Raw genomic sequence first — 16,711 nt, 5'->3', positions numbered from 1 at the left:
CGCAGCGCAAAAGCTGTATTCCCTCGGACGAGCTAGGATTAGTTTTACATCCACACAGGGAATCGAAATGACCAAGGCAGACGAACTCGCCGCAAGACTGAAACAAACCCGGCATACCGGCGCGGATCAGGCGATCGACAGCTGGCCGGGTCAAGTCTATGAACTGTTTCACCGCATTGAAGGCTGGTTGAAGCCCTTGACGGAGGTGGGCCTGGACCTGCGGCGCAATTCAACTCACGTGCATGAGAGCAACTCGCAGGGTGAGACATTCGACTACGCCATCGACCAGTTACTGATCGAAGGCAATGGCCACAGCGTGACCTTCGACCCCGTTGCGCGCTTTACCGAGGATGGCGAGGGGCGAGTCGAAATCCACTGCAATAGCAACGAACTTGCGCTATTGCGCACCGTGGATGAACACGGTGAAACCCATTGGTGGCTACAAGGCGTTGAACATGCCGCGCAGCAAGGTGGCGCGGTGGCGCTGACCGAAAATTGCCTGCTTTCAGTGGTTCAACAAGGATTGGAATTGTAGGAGCCAGGCTTGCCGGCGAAGAGGCCGGCACATTCAACAGCACTGTCGCCAGACACGCCGCCTTCGCGGGCAAGCCTCGCTCCTACCGGGAATTGAGGCTACTGTTTGCTTTGCTCAGTCGCCACCAGGGCGGTTTCCGCGCGAGGCAAGTCGAGAATGGGCAACTTCGAAGGCAGGTTCAATTCTCGCAGCACCGGGGAGTCATAGCCGTAAACGTCGGGTTTAAACGTCACCCGGCCATCATTGCTCAGGTCAACCGTCCAGTAGGCCAGAAGCACTGGCACTTTGACCGGGAGCCTGATGTTTTCGGTTCTGCCATTGGCCAGTTGTTTTTGGATGCCTTCGCTGTTCCAGCGTACCGGATCGTTGAACAACAGCTCGACCAATTGCAGCGGGTTCTCCACGCGGATGCAGCCGGAGCTGGTGGCGCGCACCGACTTGGCGAACAGTTCGCGATGCGGCGTGTCGTGCAGATAGATCGCATAGTCGTTGGGGAATCGGATCACCACCTGCCCCAACGAGTTTTCCGGGCCGGCATCCTGGCGCAACGTGAGCCCCCGCGCGTTGTACCAGTCGACGGTGGACGGATCGAGCACGTTGCCTTGGCGATCAAGGACGCGGATTCGGTTCGCCGCCAGGTAGCCCGGATTCTGCTGAATCTTCGGCAGCATGTCCTTGACCAGAATCGTCGGCGGCACGGTCCACGTAGGGTTGAACGTGACGTAAGTGATTTCAGATTGAAACACCGGCGTGCTGCGAATCGGCTTGCCGACCTGGACCCGGGCACGCCAGACCGGCTGACCGTCGCGATACAACGCGACCTTGAACCCGGCGATGTCCACGACGACGAAAGTGCCCTGCAGTTTATAGAGCAACCAACGCGCACGCTCCATGTTCACCCGCACCTGATCGATCCTTGCATCAACCGGCACGTTCAACGCCGCGAGGGTCGTAGTCCCCGCCACTCCATCCGCGCCCAGGTATTGGTCGGCTTGATACTTTTTCACCGCAGCGATGACGCTGGCGTCGTAATCGGTCTTTTTGGTTTTGTGCGGTTCCAGATAACCACCGGCCACCAATCGCGCACGCAATTGGGCAACCGCCGCACCCTCCATCCCCGGTTTCAGTGATTGCCCTTCAGCAATCTTCGGCCAACCACCCGCATCCCGCACCTTGCGCAGTTGTGCCAACCCCTCACGCATGTTGCGATAAACCGCTTCTTGTGGCGGCGCTTGAGCAAATCCACTGGCAACGTCGTGAGCATCGAGGGCGGCGAAAAAGTTATTCACATCCTCACGAGGATCAACGCCGACAGGGTCGAAGTTCCAATGAAAATCCAGCCGCGAAGGATCGACTTTACCGCGCCGCAACTGCAGCAACGCAGTGATGTAGGTTCGGGTCGCCGCGAGATCAAAAGCGGCCGATTGCGCAGGCGTCGGCGCGGCTGCTTGCAACGCCAGTTGCGCCTGGGCCAGTTCAGCAATCCGGAAATCGTCGGGGATAAGGCCGTCCATTTGCGTGTCATTGAGGCTTTTCAGCAATTGGCTGACATCGCGCCCATCTTTCCAGGCCGCGCGGTAGTTGCGGTGGGAATAGAAATCCAGGACCACACGATTGATATCGATCCGCTGATGTTTGCGCGACGTGAGCAACGGCGGGAACGATGATTGCAAAGGTTCCAGCACCGACTGAATCGCTTGACCCACCACATCATCGGGCGCAGCGCTCACCACACTCACTGGCGGAGATACCGCCACGATCGGCGAAGTTTCACCCAATGCAGTGCCACTGATCAGAAAGACCATAATAAAGACGCGGCTTATGACGAATAACCTTGTTAATTGCCCCATAGATAATCCTTAATCTCCCGCAAATCAAAAGGCTAGCGTTCCATTCGCTGCTAGACTCGAATTATTCCTGATGAGACACATTTATGGCGCTACACCGCTTTGGCTTTCTGTTCACAGCACTGCTGTTGACGTCGGCGTTCCTACCGCCAGCCTACGCCGATTCGCTTGAAATCGCTCTGGCCAAAGCCGCGCCTAATGCAAATGCCAAGGTTATCGCCCTGGCAGTCCGCGCCACCCAATGTACCCGCGCCCAAGGCGCAGCTCCGGCACAGAGACTAGCAGTGATCGATTACTCGCTACCCTCGACCGAGCAACGCCTGTGGGTATTCGATCTGAAAAAACGCAAGTTGCTCTTCCACGAACTCGTCGCCCATGGCCGTAACAGCGGTGAAAACATGGCGACCCAGTTCTCAAACCAGAACGAAAGCTACGCCACCAGCCTCGGACTGTTCCGCACGCAGGAAAGCTATCGCGGCCAGAACGGCTATTCATTGCGCATGGAAGGCCTGGAGCCGGGCTTCAACGATAACGCTTTTGACCGGGCAATCGTCATTCATGGCGCACCGTACGTCAGTCCCGTCCTGGCACGCGCCAATGGCCGGATCGGCAGAAGCCTGGGTTGCCCGGCCGTTCGCCCGGCCATTGCGCATCGACTGATCGATTCGATGAAAGATGGGCAGTTGTTGTTCTCCTACTATCCGGATCAGCGCTGGCTGAAGTCTTCTTCCTACATCAATTGCGGTAGCGGCACCGTGGCGTCGTCAGAAAAGATCACCAAACGCCAGTAACGATCTGTCGTTCCATGTTGAGGCTGTATTTGGATGAAGTGTTGGACTCAAGCCCAGAACTTGTTTCACTACACTCACCGATCAAACCCACTAAAAGCCCAACAACAATGAAAACCATACACAGCATAATGATGCTCTGTGGTCTGCTCGCTCTATGTTCTGGCATTCAGGCACAGGAAGACCCTTCGCACCTCGATAGCGTCATTCAACAAGGCCAATTGCGCGTCTGCACCACCGGCGACTACAAGCCCTATACCTCCAAAGCCGGGGACGGCGAATACTCCGGCATCGACATCGCCATGGCCCGCGCGCTGGCCGATAGCCTCGGCATCAAGGTCGAGTGGGTAGCCACCACTTGGAAAACCCTGATGCCCGACATGCTTGCCGGCAAGTGCGACATCGCCATGGGCGGTATCTCGGTCACCCTGGAGCGGCAGAAAAAAGCCTTTTTCAGCACCACCTTGGACGTCGACGGCAAAATTCCGCTGGTGCGCTGTGAAGATCAGGAGCTGTACCAGACCGTCTACCAGATCAATCAGTCCTCAGTGCGCGTGGTCGAACCGGCCGGCGGCACCAACGAAGCCTTTGTTCATGCCTTCCTGCCCAAGGCGCAATTAAGCCTGCACGACAACCTCAGCATTTTTCAGGAGCTGCTGGATAACAAAGCTGACGTGATGATCACCGACGCCTCCGAAGTGCTCTACCAGCAGAAACTCAAACCGGGACTATGCGCGGTCAACCCGACGCAGTACATGCAATACGGCGAAAAAGCCTACCTGCTGCCGCGCGATGACATCAGCTGGAAGTTGTACATCGATCAGTGGCTGCACCTGGCCAAGGTGACGGGTAATTATCAAAAAATCCTGCGGCTGTGGTTGGCGGTGCCTGAAGTTCAGTAATCCGTCATTTTGCGAACAGCAAAAAGGGCGCTTCTTTGCAGGAGCGCCCTTTTTCGCTTGAGAATCAGTCGTCGTGTAGCAAATCAGAACCGTACTCACCGTAACTGCTACCCAGCGCACTCCCGTGGAAATTCATCTTGTTGGGGTTGCCATTGGTGGGCCCTGGGCCGAATCCAGACGGCACGGTGTTATCCGAATAACGGTGCTCGGTGCTCACACCCGAACAGGCACTCAACAACAAAGCACCGGCGATCAGTGAGACTTTGACGAGGTTTGCGATCATTTTTGTAGGTCCTGTGGGGAGGGAGCGCGCTGGCTTGGTCTTATGTGTTCATCCTAGGCTGCTGGATGGCTGGGGATTATGAAACTTTGCGGGGGGACAGCGTTGGTTCAGGTTTGGTGGTTTTGAAGAATCAGGAAATGGTTTAAAGAGCCGCGCCCCACACGAGATTCGGAATTGTCCGTACACCCAAACATTGCAGCGCTTTTGTCGCGACGCCTATAGGCCGAAGCACACCCACATGGTGTGCCGGGTTTGTCGACTCGTTGCAATAGGAGTTATAGATCCCCCTTGAATTAATGGAGCTTCACTTATGAATGAATATATGGCTTTAATCAGCAACGCACAGTGGGCCGCCCTTAACGGTCGCCTCTTTGGGCTGCCTCACTGTGAGCATGAAAAAAGAATGATTTACTTCGAGACACACGTCGCGTCGACCAGCTAATTCAGGCTGACGTTTGTCGGTGTAAGATGCTCCAACAAACAACCACGATTGAGGCCACCATGACCGGTATATCTCTGAACCTGCCGGAAGACCTGTCAAATTCTCTCGCCGATCTGGCCAAGACAAACGGACAAACTGCGAGCTATCTGGCGATGGACGTTCTTCGCGACTACATCGAACACGAGAAGTCTCTGACTTTACAGATCGAATTGGCGGTAAAGGAGGCTGACCAAGGCAAATTCGCAACGGAACAACAGGTCGCCGCGATGCGTGCCCGGCGCTGGAGCCGGAATGCGGATTGAGTGGCTGGGAAAGGCCCTCAAGAACCTGGAAGAAGAAGGTAATTACATTGCCCTCGAAAATCCCAAAGCCGCCGACGACTTCTCCGATGCGATTTTCGCCAGCGTAGACAAACTGGCTCAATTTCCCGCTATGGGACGCGAAGGCAGGGTCAAAAATACGCGCGAATGGGCGGTGCCCAACTGGTCCTATCTGATCCCCTATCGTGTACGTGGTGATCGTCTTCAGGTCCTGGGCGTATTTCACACACGACAACGCCCTCGTTCGAAGTGGTGAGTTAGCGGAAAAGAATGCCGCGTCCGCTCCAAACCAGAACGACGCACCTCTCCCTACACCAGCGCCGCATCCCTGATAAACTGCAATCCTACGCCTCTGTGATTTTGATTCCCCGATGCCACTACCAACTGCTTCGCTCTCCCGCCGCTTTTCCGTCGCACCCATGATGGATTGGACTGACCGCCACTGCCGGTTTTTCCTACGCCTACTATCAAAAAACGCCCTCCTCTACACCGAAATGGTCACCACCGGCGCTCTGCTCAACGGCGACCACGAGCGTTTCCTGCGCCACAATGAAGCCGAGCACCCACTTGCCTTGCAGCTCGGTGGCAGCGTCCCGCTGGACCTGGCCGCCTGCGCACGCATGGCCCAGGAGCACGGTTACGACGAGGTGAATCTGAATGTCGGCTGCCCGAGCGATCGGGTGCAGAACAATATGATCGGCGCGTGCCTGATGGGGCATCCTCAGTTGGTGGCCGATTGTGTGAAGGCGATGCGTGATGCGGTGTCGATTCCAGTGACGGTGAAACACCGCATCGGCATCAATGGGCGTGACAGTTACGAAGAGTTGTGTGATTTCGTCGGCACGGTTCGCGACGCTGGGTGCACCAGCTTTACCGTGCATGCGCGGATCGCGATTCTTGAGGGGTTGTCGCCGAAGGAGAACCGCGACATTCCGCCCCTGCGCTATGACGTGGCGGCACGGTTGAAGGCGGATTTTCCTGAGCTGGAGATCATTCTTAACGGCGGGATCAAGACGCTGGAAGCCTGCCACGAGCATTTGCAGACGTTCGACGGTGTGATGCTGGGTCGTGAGGCGTATCACAATCCTTATGTGATAGCCGAGGTGGATAAGCAGCTGTTCGGCAGTACGGTGCCGGTGATCACGCGCGCCGAGGCGCTGGCGCAACTGCGGCCTTATATCGCGGCGCACATCGATGCCGGCGGTTCGATGCACCACATCACCCGCCATGTGCTGGGGCTTGGCACCGGGTTTCCGGGGGCGCGCAAGTTTCGGCAGCTGTTGTCGGTGGATATCCACAAGGCTAAAGAGCCATTGGCGTTGCTGGATCAAGCGGCGGAGTTGCTTGAGGGGCGCTGACGATTGGATTCACTGAACTGAAAAAATCGGAGATAGACCTAATTCTCTTCTAAGAAGCCCCAGGGTTATCTCCCCAAATTTAGTGCCTCGTCGATTTACCCCGCCCGACTTTATTCGTTCAGCATCCAACTCTCGGTGCCATGCCCAGACAAAAAAACGGAGTGCCATAACGCTGGGCTTCGTCGCAAATACTTTTTGCCGTCTATCACCCAACTCCCTTTATCGTTGATCCGAGGATCTCCTTACCATAATGTAAGGAATACAGATTTAACGGAGATTTCATCATGGCAACTGCTACATTGACTTCGAAAGGACAAATCACCATTCCTGCACAGGTTCGGGCTTCGCTTGGTCTCGACACAGGAGATCGCATCGAATTTGTCGCTATAGGCGATGGAAAATTCGCGATCATGGCTGCTACGCATTCCGCTCGGGATCTTAAAGGACTCATTCGCAAACCCGCCAAAGACGTAAGCATTGAAGACATGAACCAGGCCATCGAAGCTCAAGGGGCTAAAGCCATATGATAGGACTGGATACCAATGTATTAGTCAGGTATGTCGCTCAAGATGATCCCAAACAGTCGGCCCAAGCCTCCGAATTGATTGAGTCCCTGACGATAACCTCTCCTGGCTTTGTCACGACTGTTTCAATAGTCGAGTTGGTATGGGTCCTGCAATTCTGCTACGAGAGCGCGAAAAGCGAAATCATCACAGTGCTGGAAACACTATTACGGACTCGCGAATTAACCGTAGAAAACCCTGAAATTATTTGGCAGGCGCTGCGTAGTTACTCCCAGGCTAATGCTGACTTCGCGGATTGCCTGATCGAACGTAGCGCTAACGCGGCAGGCTGCGATTACGTCCTCACCTTTGACAGCAATGCTGCCAAGACAGCAGGCATGCGACGACTGACCTGAGTTGATGACTTCCATCCAGTCTCAATGCAGAGCCATTGACTGCGCTAACTGTCAGACCGGTTGAACCTGCTGCCCATTTCGGCATCGTATTTACCGATACCGAGCCCCGCCTTTCAAACAGCCGTTTTCAGGTTGTTGCCGCTGGGGCCGTCGATACACGTACGCGCCCTTGAGTGGCTGTCAGCGCTCGGGTAATGTCATCAGACCCACAGGACAGAGCACGCCCATGACTTCCAAGCTGGAACAACTCAAACAAATGACCACCGTGGTTGCCGACACCGGCGACTTCGAAGCGATCGCTCGCGTTAAACCGGTGGACGCTACCACCAACCCTTCCCTGCTGCTCAAAGCTGCAGCCATTCCCGCTTACGCCGAGTTGCTGAACGCTTGCGTCAGCGACTGCAAGGGCGATGTGGGCCTGGCCAGCGACCGTTTTGGCGTCGCAGTCGGGCAAGAAATTCTGAAAGTGATCCCAGGCCGTATTTCCACCGAAGTGGATGCACGCCTGTCGTTCGACACTGACGCCGTGTTGAAGCGTGCGCACCGTCTGATCGAGCTGTATGAAAAAGCCGGCATCGGCCGCGACCGTGTGCTGATCAAGATCGCTTCGACCTGGGAAGGTATCCGCGCTGCCGAGATTCTGGAAAAAGAAGGCATCCAGACCAACCTGACCTTGCTGTTCTCCTTCGCTCAGGCTGCCGCTTGTGCTGATGCTGGCGTGTTCCTGATTTCGCCGTTCGTGGGCCGTATTTACGACTGGTACAAGAAAGCCAACGGTAACGACTACACCGGCGCGGATGATCCGGGCGTGCAGTCGGTGACGCGCATCTACAACTACTACAAGGCCAATGACTACAAAACCGTAGTGATGGGCGCGAGTTTCCGCAACCTAGGCCAGATCGAGCAATTGGCCGGTTGCGACCGTCTGACCATCAGCCCGGACTTGATCGACAAGTTGGCGGCAGATACCGGCAAGCTGGAACGCAAACTGGCACCGGGTCATGCCGGTGAAGCGCGGTTGAACCTGAATGAGGCGCAGTTCCGTTGGTTGTCCAACGAGGACGCCATGGCGACTGAGAAACTGGCTGAGGGGATTCGCCAGTTTGCTCGGGATCAGGAAAAACTCGAAGCTTTGCTGCAAGCCAAGCTGTGATCTGATTCGCCGAAATGCAAAAAGGGCGAACCTGGCGGGTTCGCCCTTTTTTGTGGCTGCTAGACATCTATGGTGTTCTTGCGGACGCTATCGCTAGCAGCTAGCGATGGGGCCGATCCCACATCACTTCAGCCGATCAATGCCGCTCCAGCGCATTTACCAGATCATGAAATGCTTCACGATTGGAGTCGTTCAAACCCATGAGGATCTTGTGCGCTTCAAGCACTTTGATCCGCACGACTTCTTCCGACTGATCCTGATCCGGCAAGTCGTCCAGGCACTCCGGGCATGCCACGGGCTGGTCAACAATGTTGAACACTTGCTCGAAGCCCATGGACTGCAGAAGACGGGTGATGTCTTCGTGGGTGGTGACGACGGTCGGCAGCAGGCCGACCTTTTGCCGCGACAGGATCGACAATTTGGCCAGCAGGCCAAGGGTGGTGCTGTCGATGCTGCGGGTTTCGGTCAGGTCGATCACGATCGTGTTGAAATTCAACGCCGTGAAGATCCGATCAATAGTCGCATCCAACGCCGAACACAGGGTCAGGCGAACTTCACCGACGAACTTAAGGACGAAGGTGCCGTCCTGCTCGGCGAACTGGATTCTACCGGTACTCATTAAAGATTCCTGCTCAACACCAACAGGGCGATATCATCCGGCATCTCCCCTAGCGTGGCCAATCCAAAAACCTGCCGCAGACCATCCAGGCTGCCGCCCGCTACCTTGACCCGCTGGGGCAATGCAGCTTCTTTTTCTTTAAGTGTAGGCTCTGGCAAAAGGTCCAGAATGCCGTCAGACATCAGCGTCAGGCTGAACGTCGGTGGCAACTCCAGAACGTGGTCTTCGTAGGTGGCTTCGTTGAAGAGGCCCACTGGCAAACCACGCCCTTCCAGATAACGAACACTGTCGGGTGTGTACAACACTGGCAAAGGCAAATGACCGCCGATGCTATAGGTCAACAAACCTGTCTCCTCGTCGATGACTCCACCGACCATTGTGACGTGTTTACCCAGCTTACAACTGATCAGGCCCCGGTTGATATGACCAAGAACCTCTGAAGGCTTGAATTCCGGCAATGTGCCGCTGCGCTTGGATTCAAACAGCAAGCGCGTGGTCATGAACTTCAACAGCACGGTAACGAAGGCTGAAGAGGCGCCATGCCCGGAAACGTCCGCCAGGTAGAACGCAACCCGACGCTCGTCGACCCGGAAATAGTCAACGAAATCACCCGACAGGTACAGCGACGGAATGATCTGGTGGGCAAACTTGAACTCGTCGATGGTCCACGGGCTGACCGGCAGCATGTTCATCTGCACCTGGCGACCGGCGTTCTGGTCCTCCTGGAGCAGGTTCAGGCTGGCAGCGAGCTCGCGATTGGCCTTTTCCAGCTTCTCGCGGTAGCGCTGGTTTTCCAGCAGCAGGCGCGCGCGATCCAGGGCCCGACGCACAGAGTGCTCGAGCACCGCCAGATCTTCGAGAGGCTTGATCAGGTAGTCCGCCGCACCCAGGCGCAACGCCTCGACGGCGTCATTCATCACGCCGGCACCCGACACCACGATAACAGGCGTCTGCGGCGACCGTTCGGTGACCTGGCGGATGAGTTCGAGCCCGCCCATCTGCGGCATGCGCAGATCGCAGATGACCAAGTCGGGCTTGTCTTGCTCGAATACCTGAAGACCCTGCTGGCCATTGCTGGCCTGCAAGACGCTGAAACCACTGTCTTCCAAATAGGCGGCGAGGCTCGCGCGCACTACTTCGTCATCATCGATTATCAGCAGCGTGGCACTGGTTTTTGGCATGTGGGCAAACGGCGCCAGAATTAGGTTGGCGTAGCGGCTCGGATTTTGGCCCGGCTCACACTACTGGATTCGCTTTCTAGCCTCTCTGTCGCACCGCTTTCGAGCATTTGCCCTACACGCATGTACACCAGAGGTGCCCTTCTAAGGCGCAGACGGTACTCCCATCCGCGAGGCGTTTCAAGCTCACGCCGATGGTCGCTTGACGTCTACACTTGTCAAAGCACCGGGAGTTATAAGAACAATCAAAACCGTAACCCAATGGAAGGATCAAGCCCATGAGTCAAACCAGTCGGGACTACAGCGAAAAGCGCGATTTCATCCGCATGCGGGTCGATGCCGATGTGTCGCTGATTCACGAAGGAGATGAGGTGCCAGCCGTCTGTATCGACCTTTCCAGCAGTGGCATGCAACTGCAGGCACCCCATTTGTTCAAGGTCGGCGACCGGCTCTACGTACGGATTGATTCCGAACATGCGGCACTGAAAGGACTCGAAGCCGACACCGAAGTGGTTTGGGTGAAAGAACAAGACGGTGGAAGTCAGAAACTCGGCCTTACAATCTTGAAGATGAAATAACCCTGCCCCAGACGAAAAAAAGCGGCTCGATAGCCGCTTTTTTGTTTTATCGGTCAGGATTTAAAAATCGTCTTCGACCTGGCCGTCTTTAACTTTGAATTCGCGGTTCTGCAGGTAGGCATTACGAATGAAGGTGTACTTGTCGCCGCTGATCAACTTCTCGGAGGACAACAGGTTCGCCCGGGTATCGACAATGTTCAGACCGAAAATCGAATTGCGCACTGGCACGTCGTTGATATACGGATACGGACCGGTGTAGCCGTCGACCACCTTCGACGGGGCGTCACGCAGCGTGCTTGGACCGAGTAGCGGCAGCATCACGTACGGACCGCTGCCTACACCCCAATAACCGAGGGTCTGGCCGAAGTCTTCGTCGTTGCGCTGCAGGCCCATCTTGGTGCCGACGTCGAAGAAGCCCAGCAGGCCGAACGTGGTGTTGAAAATAATGCGAGCGGTGTCGACACCGGCCGCCGCAGGTTTGGCCTGCAATATATCGTTAGCAAGGTTGGTCACATCGCCAACGTTGCGAAACATATTGTGGATGCCGTCTTCAAGAAACTGCGGCGTCACGAACTGGTAGCCCTGAGCCAAAGGCTTCAGCGCATAGGTGTCGAGCACATCATTGAACTTGTAGATCGGACGGTTGATGCTTTCCCAAGGGTCATCTTCCGAGGCTGCCTGGGCAACGAACGGAACCAGCAACACGCTGGCGCACACACAAAGCTGAGCTAGATGATTGCTCCAGCGCATAGAAAAACTCCTTGGCTTGTACTGTCGCGGGGCACTTGGCCCGGCATAAAGACCGCTAGTATAAGACGGAATAGCCGTTTTAGGCAGCGTCGCGCCTGTACGCCCATAGTTGATTCGTATCGATTGTGAGTGATTCACATCTGTGTCACTCAACTGTCACCGGCAATCTCTAGGCTCAGGTTATTTCAGGGACGTTGCCATGCCACTTGCCGAAACCTTGCCTCAACCCGCGCCAAGCCTGACTGCCGTGCTGTTCGGCCTGAGTGGTTGCCTGGTGGATTTCGGTGCCCGCACGCGCCTGCAAGGCGATCACTGTACCGAGCATGCCGAAGCCACACCCGGCGCCCTGGACAGCCTGCACAGTTTGCAACGCCAGCAAATCCCCTGCGCCTGGCTCGATGAACTGTCCCCTGCCCTCAGCCATCCCTTGGCCGCCGCCCTGCCGGAATGGATCAAACCTTCGCAACACTCTGCAACAATCAATCCTTGGCCGGCCCCGAATGCGTGCTGGCATGCGTTGATGGCGTTGAACGTCGAAAAACTCGATGGCTGCGTACTGGTCAGCGGCGAACCGCGCTTGCTGCAAGCCGGGCTCAACGCTGGCCTGTGGACCATCGGTTTGGCGTCCTGCGGCTCACTGTGCGGGCTGTCGCCCATCGAGTGGCAGGCAATGACTCAGCAAGAACGCGACATCAAACGCGGCAAGGCAACGGTGCAACTGTTCGGCCTCGGTGTGCATTCGGTGATCGATCACCTGGGTGAACTCGACACCTGCCTGGCCGACATCAGTCTGCGCCGGCTCAAAGGCGAAAAGCCCTGATCGAGATCATGCAGGTTACGCGCGAGTGGATTAATCTTAAGGTCAGCCATAGATCTTTGGCGCGCCGCCGCGGTCTATGCCAGTGCCTATCGATAAAAGGAAGAACGCCATGCCTGCCCGCGAACTGCAAGAACAGCTCAATGCCCTGCGCGAGCAATTGGAACAGAATCCTCCGCTGTCTGAAGAAGAACGCGCCAATCTGCACGAACTGATGCAACAGATCGAACTGAAGCTTGAGCTCGAATCCAAAACCCAGGACGCCAGCCTCGCCGATGGCGTAAACCTGGCCGTCGAACGCTTCGAAGTCGAACACCCCGCCATTGCCGGCACCCTGCGCAACATCGTTCAGGCCCTGGGCAACATGGGAATCTGAAGCCACCGGATACAAAAAAGCCCTGCTATCTCTAGCAGGGCTTTTTCATTTAGATCAAAAGATCGCAGCCTGCGGCAGCTCCTACAGAGTTCTCATGTAGGAGCTGCCGCAGGCTGCGATCTTTTGGCTTTGATCTTACTGCCGGACCAGACGATGGTTCGGCAGCTGTACGCTTTCGGTACTGCGATACGGATTGATATCCAGACCGCCCCGCCGCACATACCGCGCGTAAACGGTCAGCTTCTGCGGTTTCAGCAAGCGCTGCAGATCGAGGAAGATCCGCTCCACACACTGCTCATGGAAGTCCGAGTGCTGGCGGAAACTGACGATGTACTCCAACAGACTCGCGTGATCCAGCGCCGCGCCACGGTACTCCACCGCCACGCTTCCCCAGTCCGGTTGACTGGTGACCGGGCAGTTGGATTTGAGTAAATGGCTATGCACGCTCTCCTCGACAATGCGTGAGTCATCGCATCGCAGCAATTCCGGGCGCGGGTGCTCGTAGTTGCTGACACTGATATCCAACTCATCGATACACACACCCGGCAACGCCACGACGCCTTCGGCTTCAACATCTTTCAGGCTGCGAATGCGCACGCCGACCGGTTTGCCGGCAGCGGCGGACAGGTCTTTGACCAGCGTCGCTTCGAGGCTCGCGGTGTCGGCAAACGGTGTCTGGTTCAGGGAGTTGAGGTACAGCTTGAACGACTTCGATTCGATGATGTTCGGCGAATCCGCCGGGATACTGAATTCGCCAATCGCTACCACGGGCTTACCCGACGGCAACAGCCACGACAACTCAAAGCAGTTCCAGAAATCCACGCCCTTGTAAGGCAGGGTTTCAGCCGTCAGGCCCAGCTCCGCCCACTTTGCGGTACGCGGGATCGGGAACAGCAAGGACGGCGTGTAGGTGGCGATGTATTCGCTGGATTTGCCCAGCGGCGAATGTTCGGCTGCGGGATGCATGGCGGAAACCTGACTGAAGAATCAGCGGATTCTATCAGCCTTTGCTCCCGCCTTTGAGTGCTTACTGACTGACAGTCAACTTGCCGACCATGCCGGCCTGATAATGACCGGGGATGTTGCAGGCAAATTCGATGTTGGTGGCCTTGCTGAACGTCCAGGTCAGCTCGGCGGTTTTGCCCGGCTCCACCAGCACGCTGTTAGGGTCGTCGTGCTTCATGCCTTGCCCCATCGCACCGTGATCCATGCCGGCCATGGCGCCGTGGTCCATTTCCTTCACCGCTGTAGGCGTCAGCATGCCGCTTTGCTGCATCTGCAACATTTCCTGCTGGTGCCTGGCATGCATCGCCGCGTCACCGAGATTGAATTCGTGCAGCAACTGGCCTTTATTCACCAGCACAAAGCGTATGGTCTCACCGGCCTTGATATCAATGGCCTTGGGGGTGAACGACATGTCACCCATCACCACCTCGACACTGCGTGTTGCCTTGGCCGCCGGTGCCGGCTGACCAAAGTCATAGGTAGGCGCCGGCGATGCCCAAACCGGTGAGCTAAGTGCCAATACACACGCGGCCAATGCCACAGATTTGCGGAAAAACATCGTCGTACTCCAACAAGATAAGGTTCAGCCTGTGGAAAACTCTAAACTGCCACCGCTGCCCGCAACCTGACAGCCAGATTACAACTTTGTCAGGTTGGCCTGTAGCGTTGCCGTCCACGGTATAAAGCTGTCGATCCATTTAACCCGAGTCGTCCATGAAACTGCTGATCGTCGAAGACCAACCGAAAACCGGCCACTACTTGCGTCAAGGCCTGAGCGAGGCCGGGTTCAACACCGAGTTAGTGGCCGATGGCAGCACCGGCCAGCAATTGGCGTTGAGCGGCGATTACGCGCTCCTGATTCTCGATGTGATGCTGCCCGGTCGCGATGGCTGGCAGATTCTGCAAGCAGTGCGCGGTGCTGGCCTGGACACGCCGGTACTGTTTCTGACCGCACGGGATGCCGTGGAAGACCGGGTTCACGGCCTCGAACTCGGTGCTGACGATTACCTGGTCAAGCCGTTTGCCTTCTCTGAGTTGCTAGCCCGGGTTCGCAGCCTGTTACGCCGTGGCAGCGCCGCGCCCCAGGAAACCAGCCTCCAATTAGCCGACCTGCGCCTGGACCTGATCCGCCGCCGAGTCGAACGCAGCGGCCAGCGCATCGACCTCACCGCCAAGGAATTCGCCTTGCTGGAAATGCTCCTGCGCCGTCAGGGCGAAGTGCTGCCCAAATCGCTGATCGCTTCCCAAGTCTGGGATATGAATTTCGACAGTGACACCAATGTCATCGAAGTGGCGATCCGCCGGCTGCGCCTGAAGATCGATGATGAGTTCCCCAACAAACTGATCCACACCGTGCGCGGCATGGGTTACGTACTTGAAGAGCGCCCCGCCTGATGTGCCGACTCTCATTAAGCAGCCGCTTGGCCTTGCTGTTTGCAGCGTGCACTGCGGTCGTGTCGTTGTTCGCCGGGGTGCTGTTCAGCCACGCCAGCGAGGCGCACTTCGTCGAGCTTGATCAGCAATTGCTCGACGGCAAGCTTGTCGGGTTGCGGCGGGCGCTACAAGACATACAGTCGAGCGAAAGCCAAGCCAAACTGGCCGATGAATTGAGCCGGCAAGCGGATCTTTCACTGCGGGTTATCGGCAGCAATGGCCAGCGTTGGTATGACAGCTCGGCGAAACTGCCCGACAAGCTGCCACAGAAACCGGGCCTGTCGACCATCAACGATGACGGCACCGATTACCGCGTGTTGAATGCACCATTATTTGTCGACAAACCGGACTCACCGCAATTGACCCTGCTGCTGGACATCACCCATCACCAGCATTTTCTGCAACGCATGCAGCACCTGATCTGGCTGACAATGGGCCTGTCGGCCCTGGCCACTGCCTTGCTCGGTGCGTGGGCGGCGCGAAGTGGGTTGCTGCCATTGCGGCGCATGAGTGCGATCGCCAGCGGGGTTTCCGCGCAATCGCTCAATGCACGCCTGCCGGAGGAGAACATGCCGCCAGAACTGGCGGAAATGGCCCACAACTTCAATGCCATGCTCGGACGTCTCGACGACTCCTTTCAGCGGTTGTCGGCGTTCTCTTCTGACATTGCCCATGAACTGCGCACGCCACTGTCGAATCTGCTGACCCACACCCAAGTCACCCTCACCCGACCGCGCCCCATCGAGGATTACCGCGAAGCACTGCACAGCAACCTCGAAGAACTGCAATGGATGGCTCAACTGGTCAATGACATGTTGTATCTGGCCAAGGCTGACCATGGCTTGTTAATGCCCAAACGCGAACCGCTGGAGTTGGCGCACGAAGCGGATGTGTTGCTGGAGTTTTTTGCGCCGCTGGCGGAAGACGCTCAGGTGACGTTGAGCCGCGAGGGTAACGCGCACATCGAGGGCGACCGCACCATGTTGCGGCGAGCGCTATCCAACTTGCTGGACAATGCGCTGCGCTTTACGCCGGCGGCCGGGGTGGTTCGGGTGCGGATCGTCGATCAACCCAAAGGCTTGAGCCTGACCGTTGAGAACAGTGGAAAAGCAATTGACGGGGTGTTGCTGCCGCGTTTGTTTGATCGATTCTACCGGGCTGATCCGGCGCGGCAGGAAGGCAGCAGTGAACATGCGGGGTTGGGATTGGCGATCACTCAGTCAATCATCCGCGCCCATGGTGGGCAGATTCGTTGCGAATCGGCTGATGGGTGGACCAGGTTTGTGATCGAGTTGCCAAGGGAAAATTGAGGCCCGCTCCCTGTAGGAGCAGCCGAAGGCTGCGATCTTTTGATCTTGCCCTAAAAAGATCAAAAGATCGCAGCCTGCGGCAGCTCCTACCTGGGAG

General features: G+C 56.8%; 21 protein-coding genes. 14 read left to right on the top strand and 7 right to left on the bottom strand.

What is annotated here, in order from left to right; genetic code table 11:
• Window positions 1-67 precede the first annotated feature (67 nt).
• Window positions 68-535: a hypothetical protein gene (locus KUF73_RS01190; RefSeq protein ID WP_218436220.1), complete on the top strand. Its 468-nt coding sequence runs from the start codon at window positions 68-70 to the stop codon at window positions 533-535.
• A 98-nt stretch (window positions 536-633) separates the two neighbouring features.
• Here the strand turns inward: KUF73_RS01190 and KUF73_RS01185 are convergent, their stop codons facing one another.
• Window positions 634-2,385, bottom strand: a complete 1,752-nt coding sequence (locus KUF73_RS01185; RefSeq protein WP_218436219.1) for a murein L,D-transpeptidase — start codon at window positions 2,383-2,385, stop codon at window positions 634-636.
• An 83-nt stretch (window positions 2,386-2,468) separates the two neighbouring features.
• Here KUF73_RS01185 and KUF73_RS01180 point away from each other — a divergent pair, with 83 nt between their 5' ends.
• Together KUF73_RS01180 and KUF73_RS01175 are read left to right on the top strand one after the other, a co-directional pair.
• Complete coding sequence (locus KUF73_RS01180; protein WP_218436218.1) at window positions 2,469-3,173, top strand: murein L,D-transpeptidase catalytic domain family protein; 705 nt, start codon at window positions 2,469-2,471, stop codon at window positions 3,171-3,173.
• Between the two features lie 107 nt (window positions 3,174-3,280).
• The gene (locus KUF73_RS01175) at window positions 3,281-4,072 is read left to right on the top strand and encodes a transporter substrate-binding domain-containing protein (RefSeq protein WP_218436217.1); all 792 of its coding nucleotides are present in this window, start codon (window positions 3,281-3,283) and stop codon (window positions 4,070-4,072) included.
• A 64-nt stretch (window positions 4,073-4,136) separates the two neighbouring features.
• On the opposite strand, the gene KUF73_RS01170 is transcribed toward KUF73_RS01175, so the two are convergent.
• Window positions 4,137-4,355 (bottom strand): hypothetical protein, encoded by a 219-nt coding sequence (locus KUF73_RS01170; RefSeq protein WP_218436216.1) that lies wholly within the window; start codon window positions 4,353-4,355, stop codon window positions 4,137-4,139.
• A 501-nt stretch (window positions 4,356-4,856) separates the two neighbouring features.
• Here KUF73_RS01170 and KUF73_RS01165 point away from each other — a divergent pair.
• The 6 genes from KUF73_RS01165 (at window position 4,857) to tal (ending at window position 8,547) form a co-directional block, all read left to right on the top strand.
• Complete coding sequence (locus KUF73_RS01165) at window positions 4,857-5,099, top strand: CopG family ribbon-helix-helix protein (protein ID WP_218436828.1); 243 nt, start codon at window positions 4,857-4,859, stop codon at window positions 5,097-5,099.
• Entirely contained in the window at window positions 5,089-5,373 is a 285-nt protein-coding gene (locus tag KUF73_RS01160) for a type II toxin-antitoxin system RelE/ParE family toxin (protein ID WP_218436215.1), read from the top strand. The genes KUF73_RS01165 and KUF73_RS01160 overlap by 11 nt, the downstream gene beginning before the upstream one ends.
• A gap of 115 nt (window positions 5,374-5,488) precedes the next feature.
• On the top strand, window positions 5,489-6,475 hold the full coding sequence (dusA, locus tag KUF73_RS01155) for a tRNA dihydrouridine(20/20a) synthase DusA (RefSeq protein WP_218436214.1): 987 nt from the start codon (window positions 5,489-5,491) through the stop codon (window positions 6,473-6,475).
• A gap of 284 nt (window positions 6,476-6,759) precedes the next feature.
• Window positions 6,760-7,002, top strand: a complete 243-nt coding sequence (locus KUF73_RS01150; protein ID WP_218436213.1) for an AbrB/MazE/SpoVT family DNA-binding domain-containing protein — start codon at window positions 6,760-6,762, stop codon at window positions 7,000-7,002.
• Entirely contained in the window at window positions 6,999-7,394 is a 396-nt protein-coding gene (locus KUF73_RS01145; protein WP_218436212.1) for a PIN domain-containing protein, read from the top strand. The genes KUF73_RS01150 and KUF73_RS01145 overlap by 4 nt, the downstream gene beginning before the upstream one ends.
• Window positions 7,395-7,620: 226 nt before the next feature.
• The gene (gene tal, locus KUF73_RS01140) at window positions 7,621-8,547 is read left to right on the top strand and encodes a transaldolase (RefSeq protein WP_218436211.1); all 927 of its coding nucleotides are present in this window, start codon (window positions 7,621-7,623) and stop codon (window positions 8,545-8,547) included.
• Window positions 8,548-8,683: 136 nt separating this feature from the next.
• Here tal and rssC read toward each other — a convergent pair whose 3' ends face one another.
• The gene (gene rssC, locus KUF73_RS01135) at window positions 8,684-9,166 is read right to left on the bottom strand and encodes an anti-sigma factor antagonist RssC (RefSeq protein ID WP_218436210.1); all 483 of its coding nucleotides are present in this window, start codon (window positions 9,164-9,166) and stop codon (window positions 8,684-8,686) included.
• Window positions 9,166-10,347, bottom strand: coding sequence for a two-component system response regulator RssB (gene rssB, locus KUF73_RS01130; RefSeq protein ID WP_218436209.1), 1,182 nt, complete (start codon window positions 10,345-10,347; stop codon window positions 9,166-9,168). The genes rssC and rssB overlap by 1 nt, the downstream gene beginning before the upstream one ends.
• Before the next feature lie 275 nt (window positions 10,348-10,622).
• Between rssB and KUF73_RS01125 the strand changes: the two genes are divergently transcribed.
• Complete coding sequence (locus KUF73_RS01125) at window positions 10,623-10,922, top strand: PilZ domain-containing protein (RefSeq protein WP_218436208.1); 300 nt, start codon at window positions 10,623-10,625, stop codon at window positions 10,920-10,922.
• A 60-nt stretch (window positions 10,923-10,982) separates the two neighbouring features.
• On the opposite strand, the gene KUF73_RS01120 is transcribed toward KUF73_RS01125, so the two are convergent.
• Window positions 10,983-11,672: a VacJ family lipoprotein gene (locus KUF73_RS01120; protein WP_218436207.1), complete on the bottom strand. Its 690-nt coding sequence runs from the start codon at window positions 11,670-11,672 to the stop codon at window positions 10,983-10,985.
• A gap of 199 nt (window positions 11,673-11,871) precedes the next feature.
• Between KUF73_RS01120 and KUF73_RS01115 the strand changes: the two genes are divergently transcribed.
• Together KUF73_RS01115 and KUF73_RS01110 are read left to right on the top strand one after the other, a co-directional pair.
• Complete coding sequence (locus KUF73_RS01115; protein WP_218436206.1) at window positions 11,872-12,492, top strand: HAD family phosphatase; 621 nt, start codon at window positions 11,872-11,874, stop codon at window positions 12,490-12,492.
• A gap of 109 nt (window positions 12,493-12,601) precedes the next feature.
• Window positions 12,602-12,865 (top strand): DUF4404 family protein, encoded by a 264-nt coding sequence (locus KUF73_RS01110; RefSeq protein WP_218436205.1) that lies wholly within the window; start codon window positions 12,602-12,604, stop codon window positions 12,863-12,865.
• A 135-nt stretch (window positions 12,866-13,000) separates the two neighbouring features.
• On the opposite strand, the gene queF is transcribed toward KUF73_RS01110, so the two are convergent.
• Complete coding sequence (gene queF, locus KUF73_RS01105) at window positions 13,001-13,831, bottom strand: NADPH-dependent 7-cyano-7-deazaguanine reductase QueF (RefSeq protein WP_218436204.1); 831 nt, start codon at window positions 13,829-13,831, stop codon at window positions 13,001-13,003.
• A gap of 61 nt (window positions 13,832-13,892) precedes the next feature.
• A complete protein-coding gene (locus KUF73_RS01100) occupies window positions 13,893-14,429 on the bottom strand; it encodes a plastocyanin/azurin family copper-binding protein (RefSeq protein WP_218436203.1) in 537 nt (178 codons plus the stop codon).
• 155 nt (window positions 14,430-14,584) lie between these two features.
• On the opposite strand from KUF73_RS01100, the gene KUF73_RS01095 reads away from it, so the two are divergent.
• Both KUF73_RS01095 and KUF73_RS01090 read left to right on the top strand, forming a co-directional pair.
• Complete coding sequence (locus KUF73_RS01095) at window positions 14,585-15,265, top strand: heavy metal response regulator transcription factor (RefSeq protein ID WP_218436202.1); 681 nt, start codon at window positions 14,585-14,587, stop codon at window positions 15,263-15,265.
• On the top strand, window positions 15,265-16,614 hold the full coding sequence (locus tag KUF73_RS01090; RefSeq protein ID WP_218436201.1) for a heavy metal sensor histidine kinase: 1,350 nt from the start codon (window positions 15,265-15,267) through the stop codon (window positions 16,612-16,614). Before KUF73_RS01095 ends, KUF73_RS01090 begins: the two co-directional genes overlap by 1 nt.
• Window positions 16,615-16,711 lie beyond the last annotated feature (97 nt).

The sequence above is a fragment of the Pseudomonas sp. PD9R genome, from assembly GCF_019200975.1.
Taxonomy (GTDB): Bacteria; Pseudomonadota; Gammaproteobacteria; order Pseudomonadales; family Pseudomonadaceae; genus Aquipseudomonas.
Note: the sequence above shows the minus strand (reverse complement) of the source record. Positions and strands in the feature narration are given on the sequence as shown.

Coding starts and splice junctions, on each gene's coding strand:
- KUF73_RS01190 (WP_218436220.1), top strand. CDS start 68: ATGACCAAGGCAGACGAACTCGCCGCAAGACTGAAACAAACCCGGCAT.
- KUF73_RS01185 (WP_218436219.1), bottom strand. CDS start 2,385: ATGGGGCAATTAACAAGGTTATTCGTCATAAGCCGCGTCTTTATTATG.
- KUF73_RS01180 (WP_218436218.1), top strand. CDS start 2,469: ATGGCGCTACACCGCTTTGGCTTTCTGTTCACAGCACTGCTGTTGACG.
- KUF73_RS01175 (WP_218436217.1), top strand. CDS start 3,281: ATGAAAACCATACACAGCATAATGATGCTCTGTGGTCTGCTCGCTCTA.
- KUF73_RS01170 (WP_218436216.1), bottom strand. CDS start 4,355: ATGATCGCAAACCTCGTCAAAGTCTCACTGATCGCCGGTGCTTTGTTG.
- KUF73_RS01165 (WP_218436828.1), top strand. CDS start 4,857: ATGACCGGTATATCTCTGAACCTGCCGGAAGACCTGTCAAATTCTCTC.
- KUF73_RS01160 (WP_218436215.1), top strand. CDS start 5,089: ATGCGGATTGAGTGGCTGGGAAAGGCCCTCAAGAACCTGGAAGAAGAA.
- dusA (WP_218436214.1), top strand. CDS start 5,489: ATGCCACTACCAACTGCTTCGCTCTCCCGCCGCTTTTCCGTCGCACCC.
- KUF73_RS01150 (WP_218436213.1), top strand. CDS start 6,760: ATGGCAACTGCTACATTGACTTCGAAAGGACAAATCACCATTCCTGCA.
- KUF73_RS01145 (WP_218436212.1), top strand. CDS start 6,999: ATGATAGGACTGGATACCAATGTATTAGTCAGGTATGTCGCTCAAGAT.
- tal (WP_218436211.1), top strand. CDS start 7,621: ATGACTTCCAAGCTGGAACAACTCAAACAAATGACCACCGTGGTTGCC.
- rssC (WP_218436210.1), bottom strand. CDS start 9,166: ATGAGTACCGGTAGAATCCAGTTCGCCGAGCAGGACGGCACCTTCGTC.
- rssB (WP_218436209.1), bottom strand. CDS start 10,347: ATGCCAAAAACCAGTGCCACGCTGCTGATAATCGATGATGACGAAGTA.
- KUF73_RS01125 (WP_218436208.1), top strand. CDS start 10,623: ATGAGTCAAACCAGTCGGGACTACAGCGAAAAGCGCGATTTCATCCGC.
- KUF73_RS01120 (WP_218436207.1), bottom strand. CDS start 11,672: ATGCGCTGGAGCAATCATCTAGCTCAGCTTTGTGTGTGCGCCAGCGTG.
- KUF73_RS01115 (WP_218436206.1), top strand. CDS start 11,872: ATGCCACTTGCCGAAACCTTGCCTCAACCCGCGCCAAGCCTGACTGCC.
- KUF73_RS01110 (WP_218436205.1), top strand. CDS start 12,602: ATGCCTGCCCGCGAACTGCAAGAACAGCTCAATGCCCTGCGCGAGCAA.
- queF (WP_218436204.1), bottom strand. CDS start 13,831: ATGCATCCCGCAGCCGAACATTCGCCGCTGGGCAAATCCAGCGAATAC.
- KUF73_RS01100 (WP_218436203.1), bottom strand. CDS start 14,429: ATGTTTTTCCGCAAATCTGTGGCATTGGCCGCGTGTGTATTGGCACTT.
- KUF73_RS01095 (WP_218436202.1), top strand. CDS start 14,585: ATGAAACTGCTGATCGTCGAAGACCAACCGAAAACCGGCCACTACTTG.
- KUF73_RS01090 (WP_218436201.1), top strand. CDS start 15,265: ATGTGCCGACTCTCATTAAGCAGCCGCTTGGCCTTGCTGTTTGCAGCG.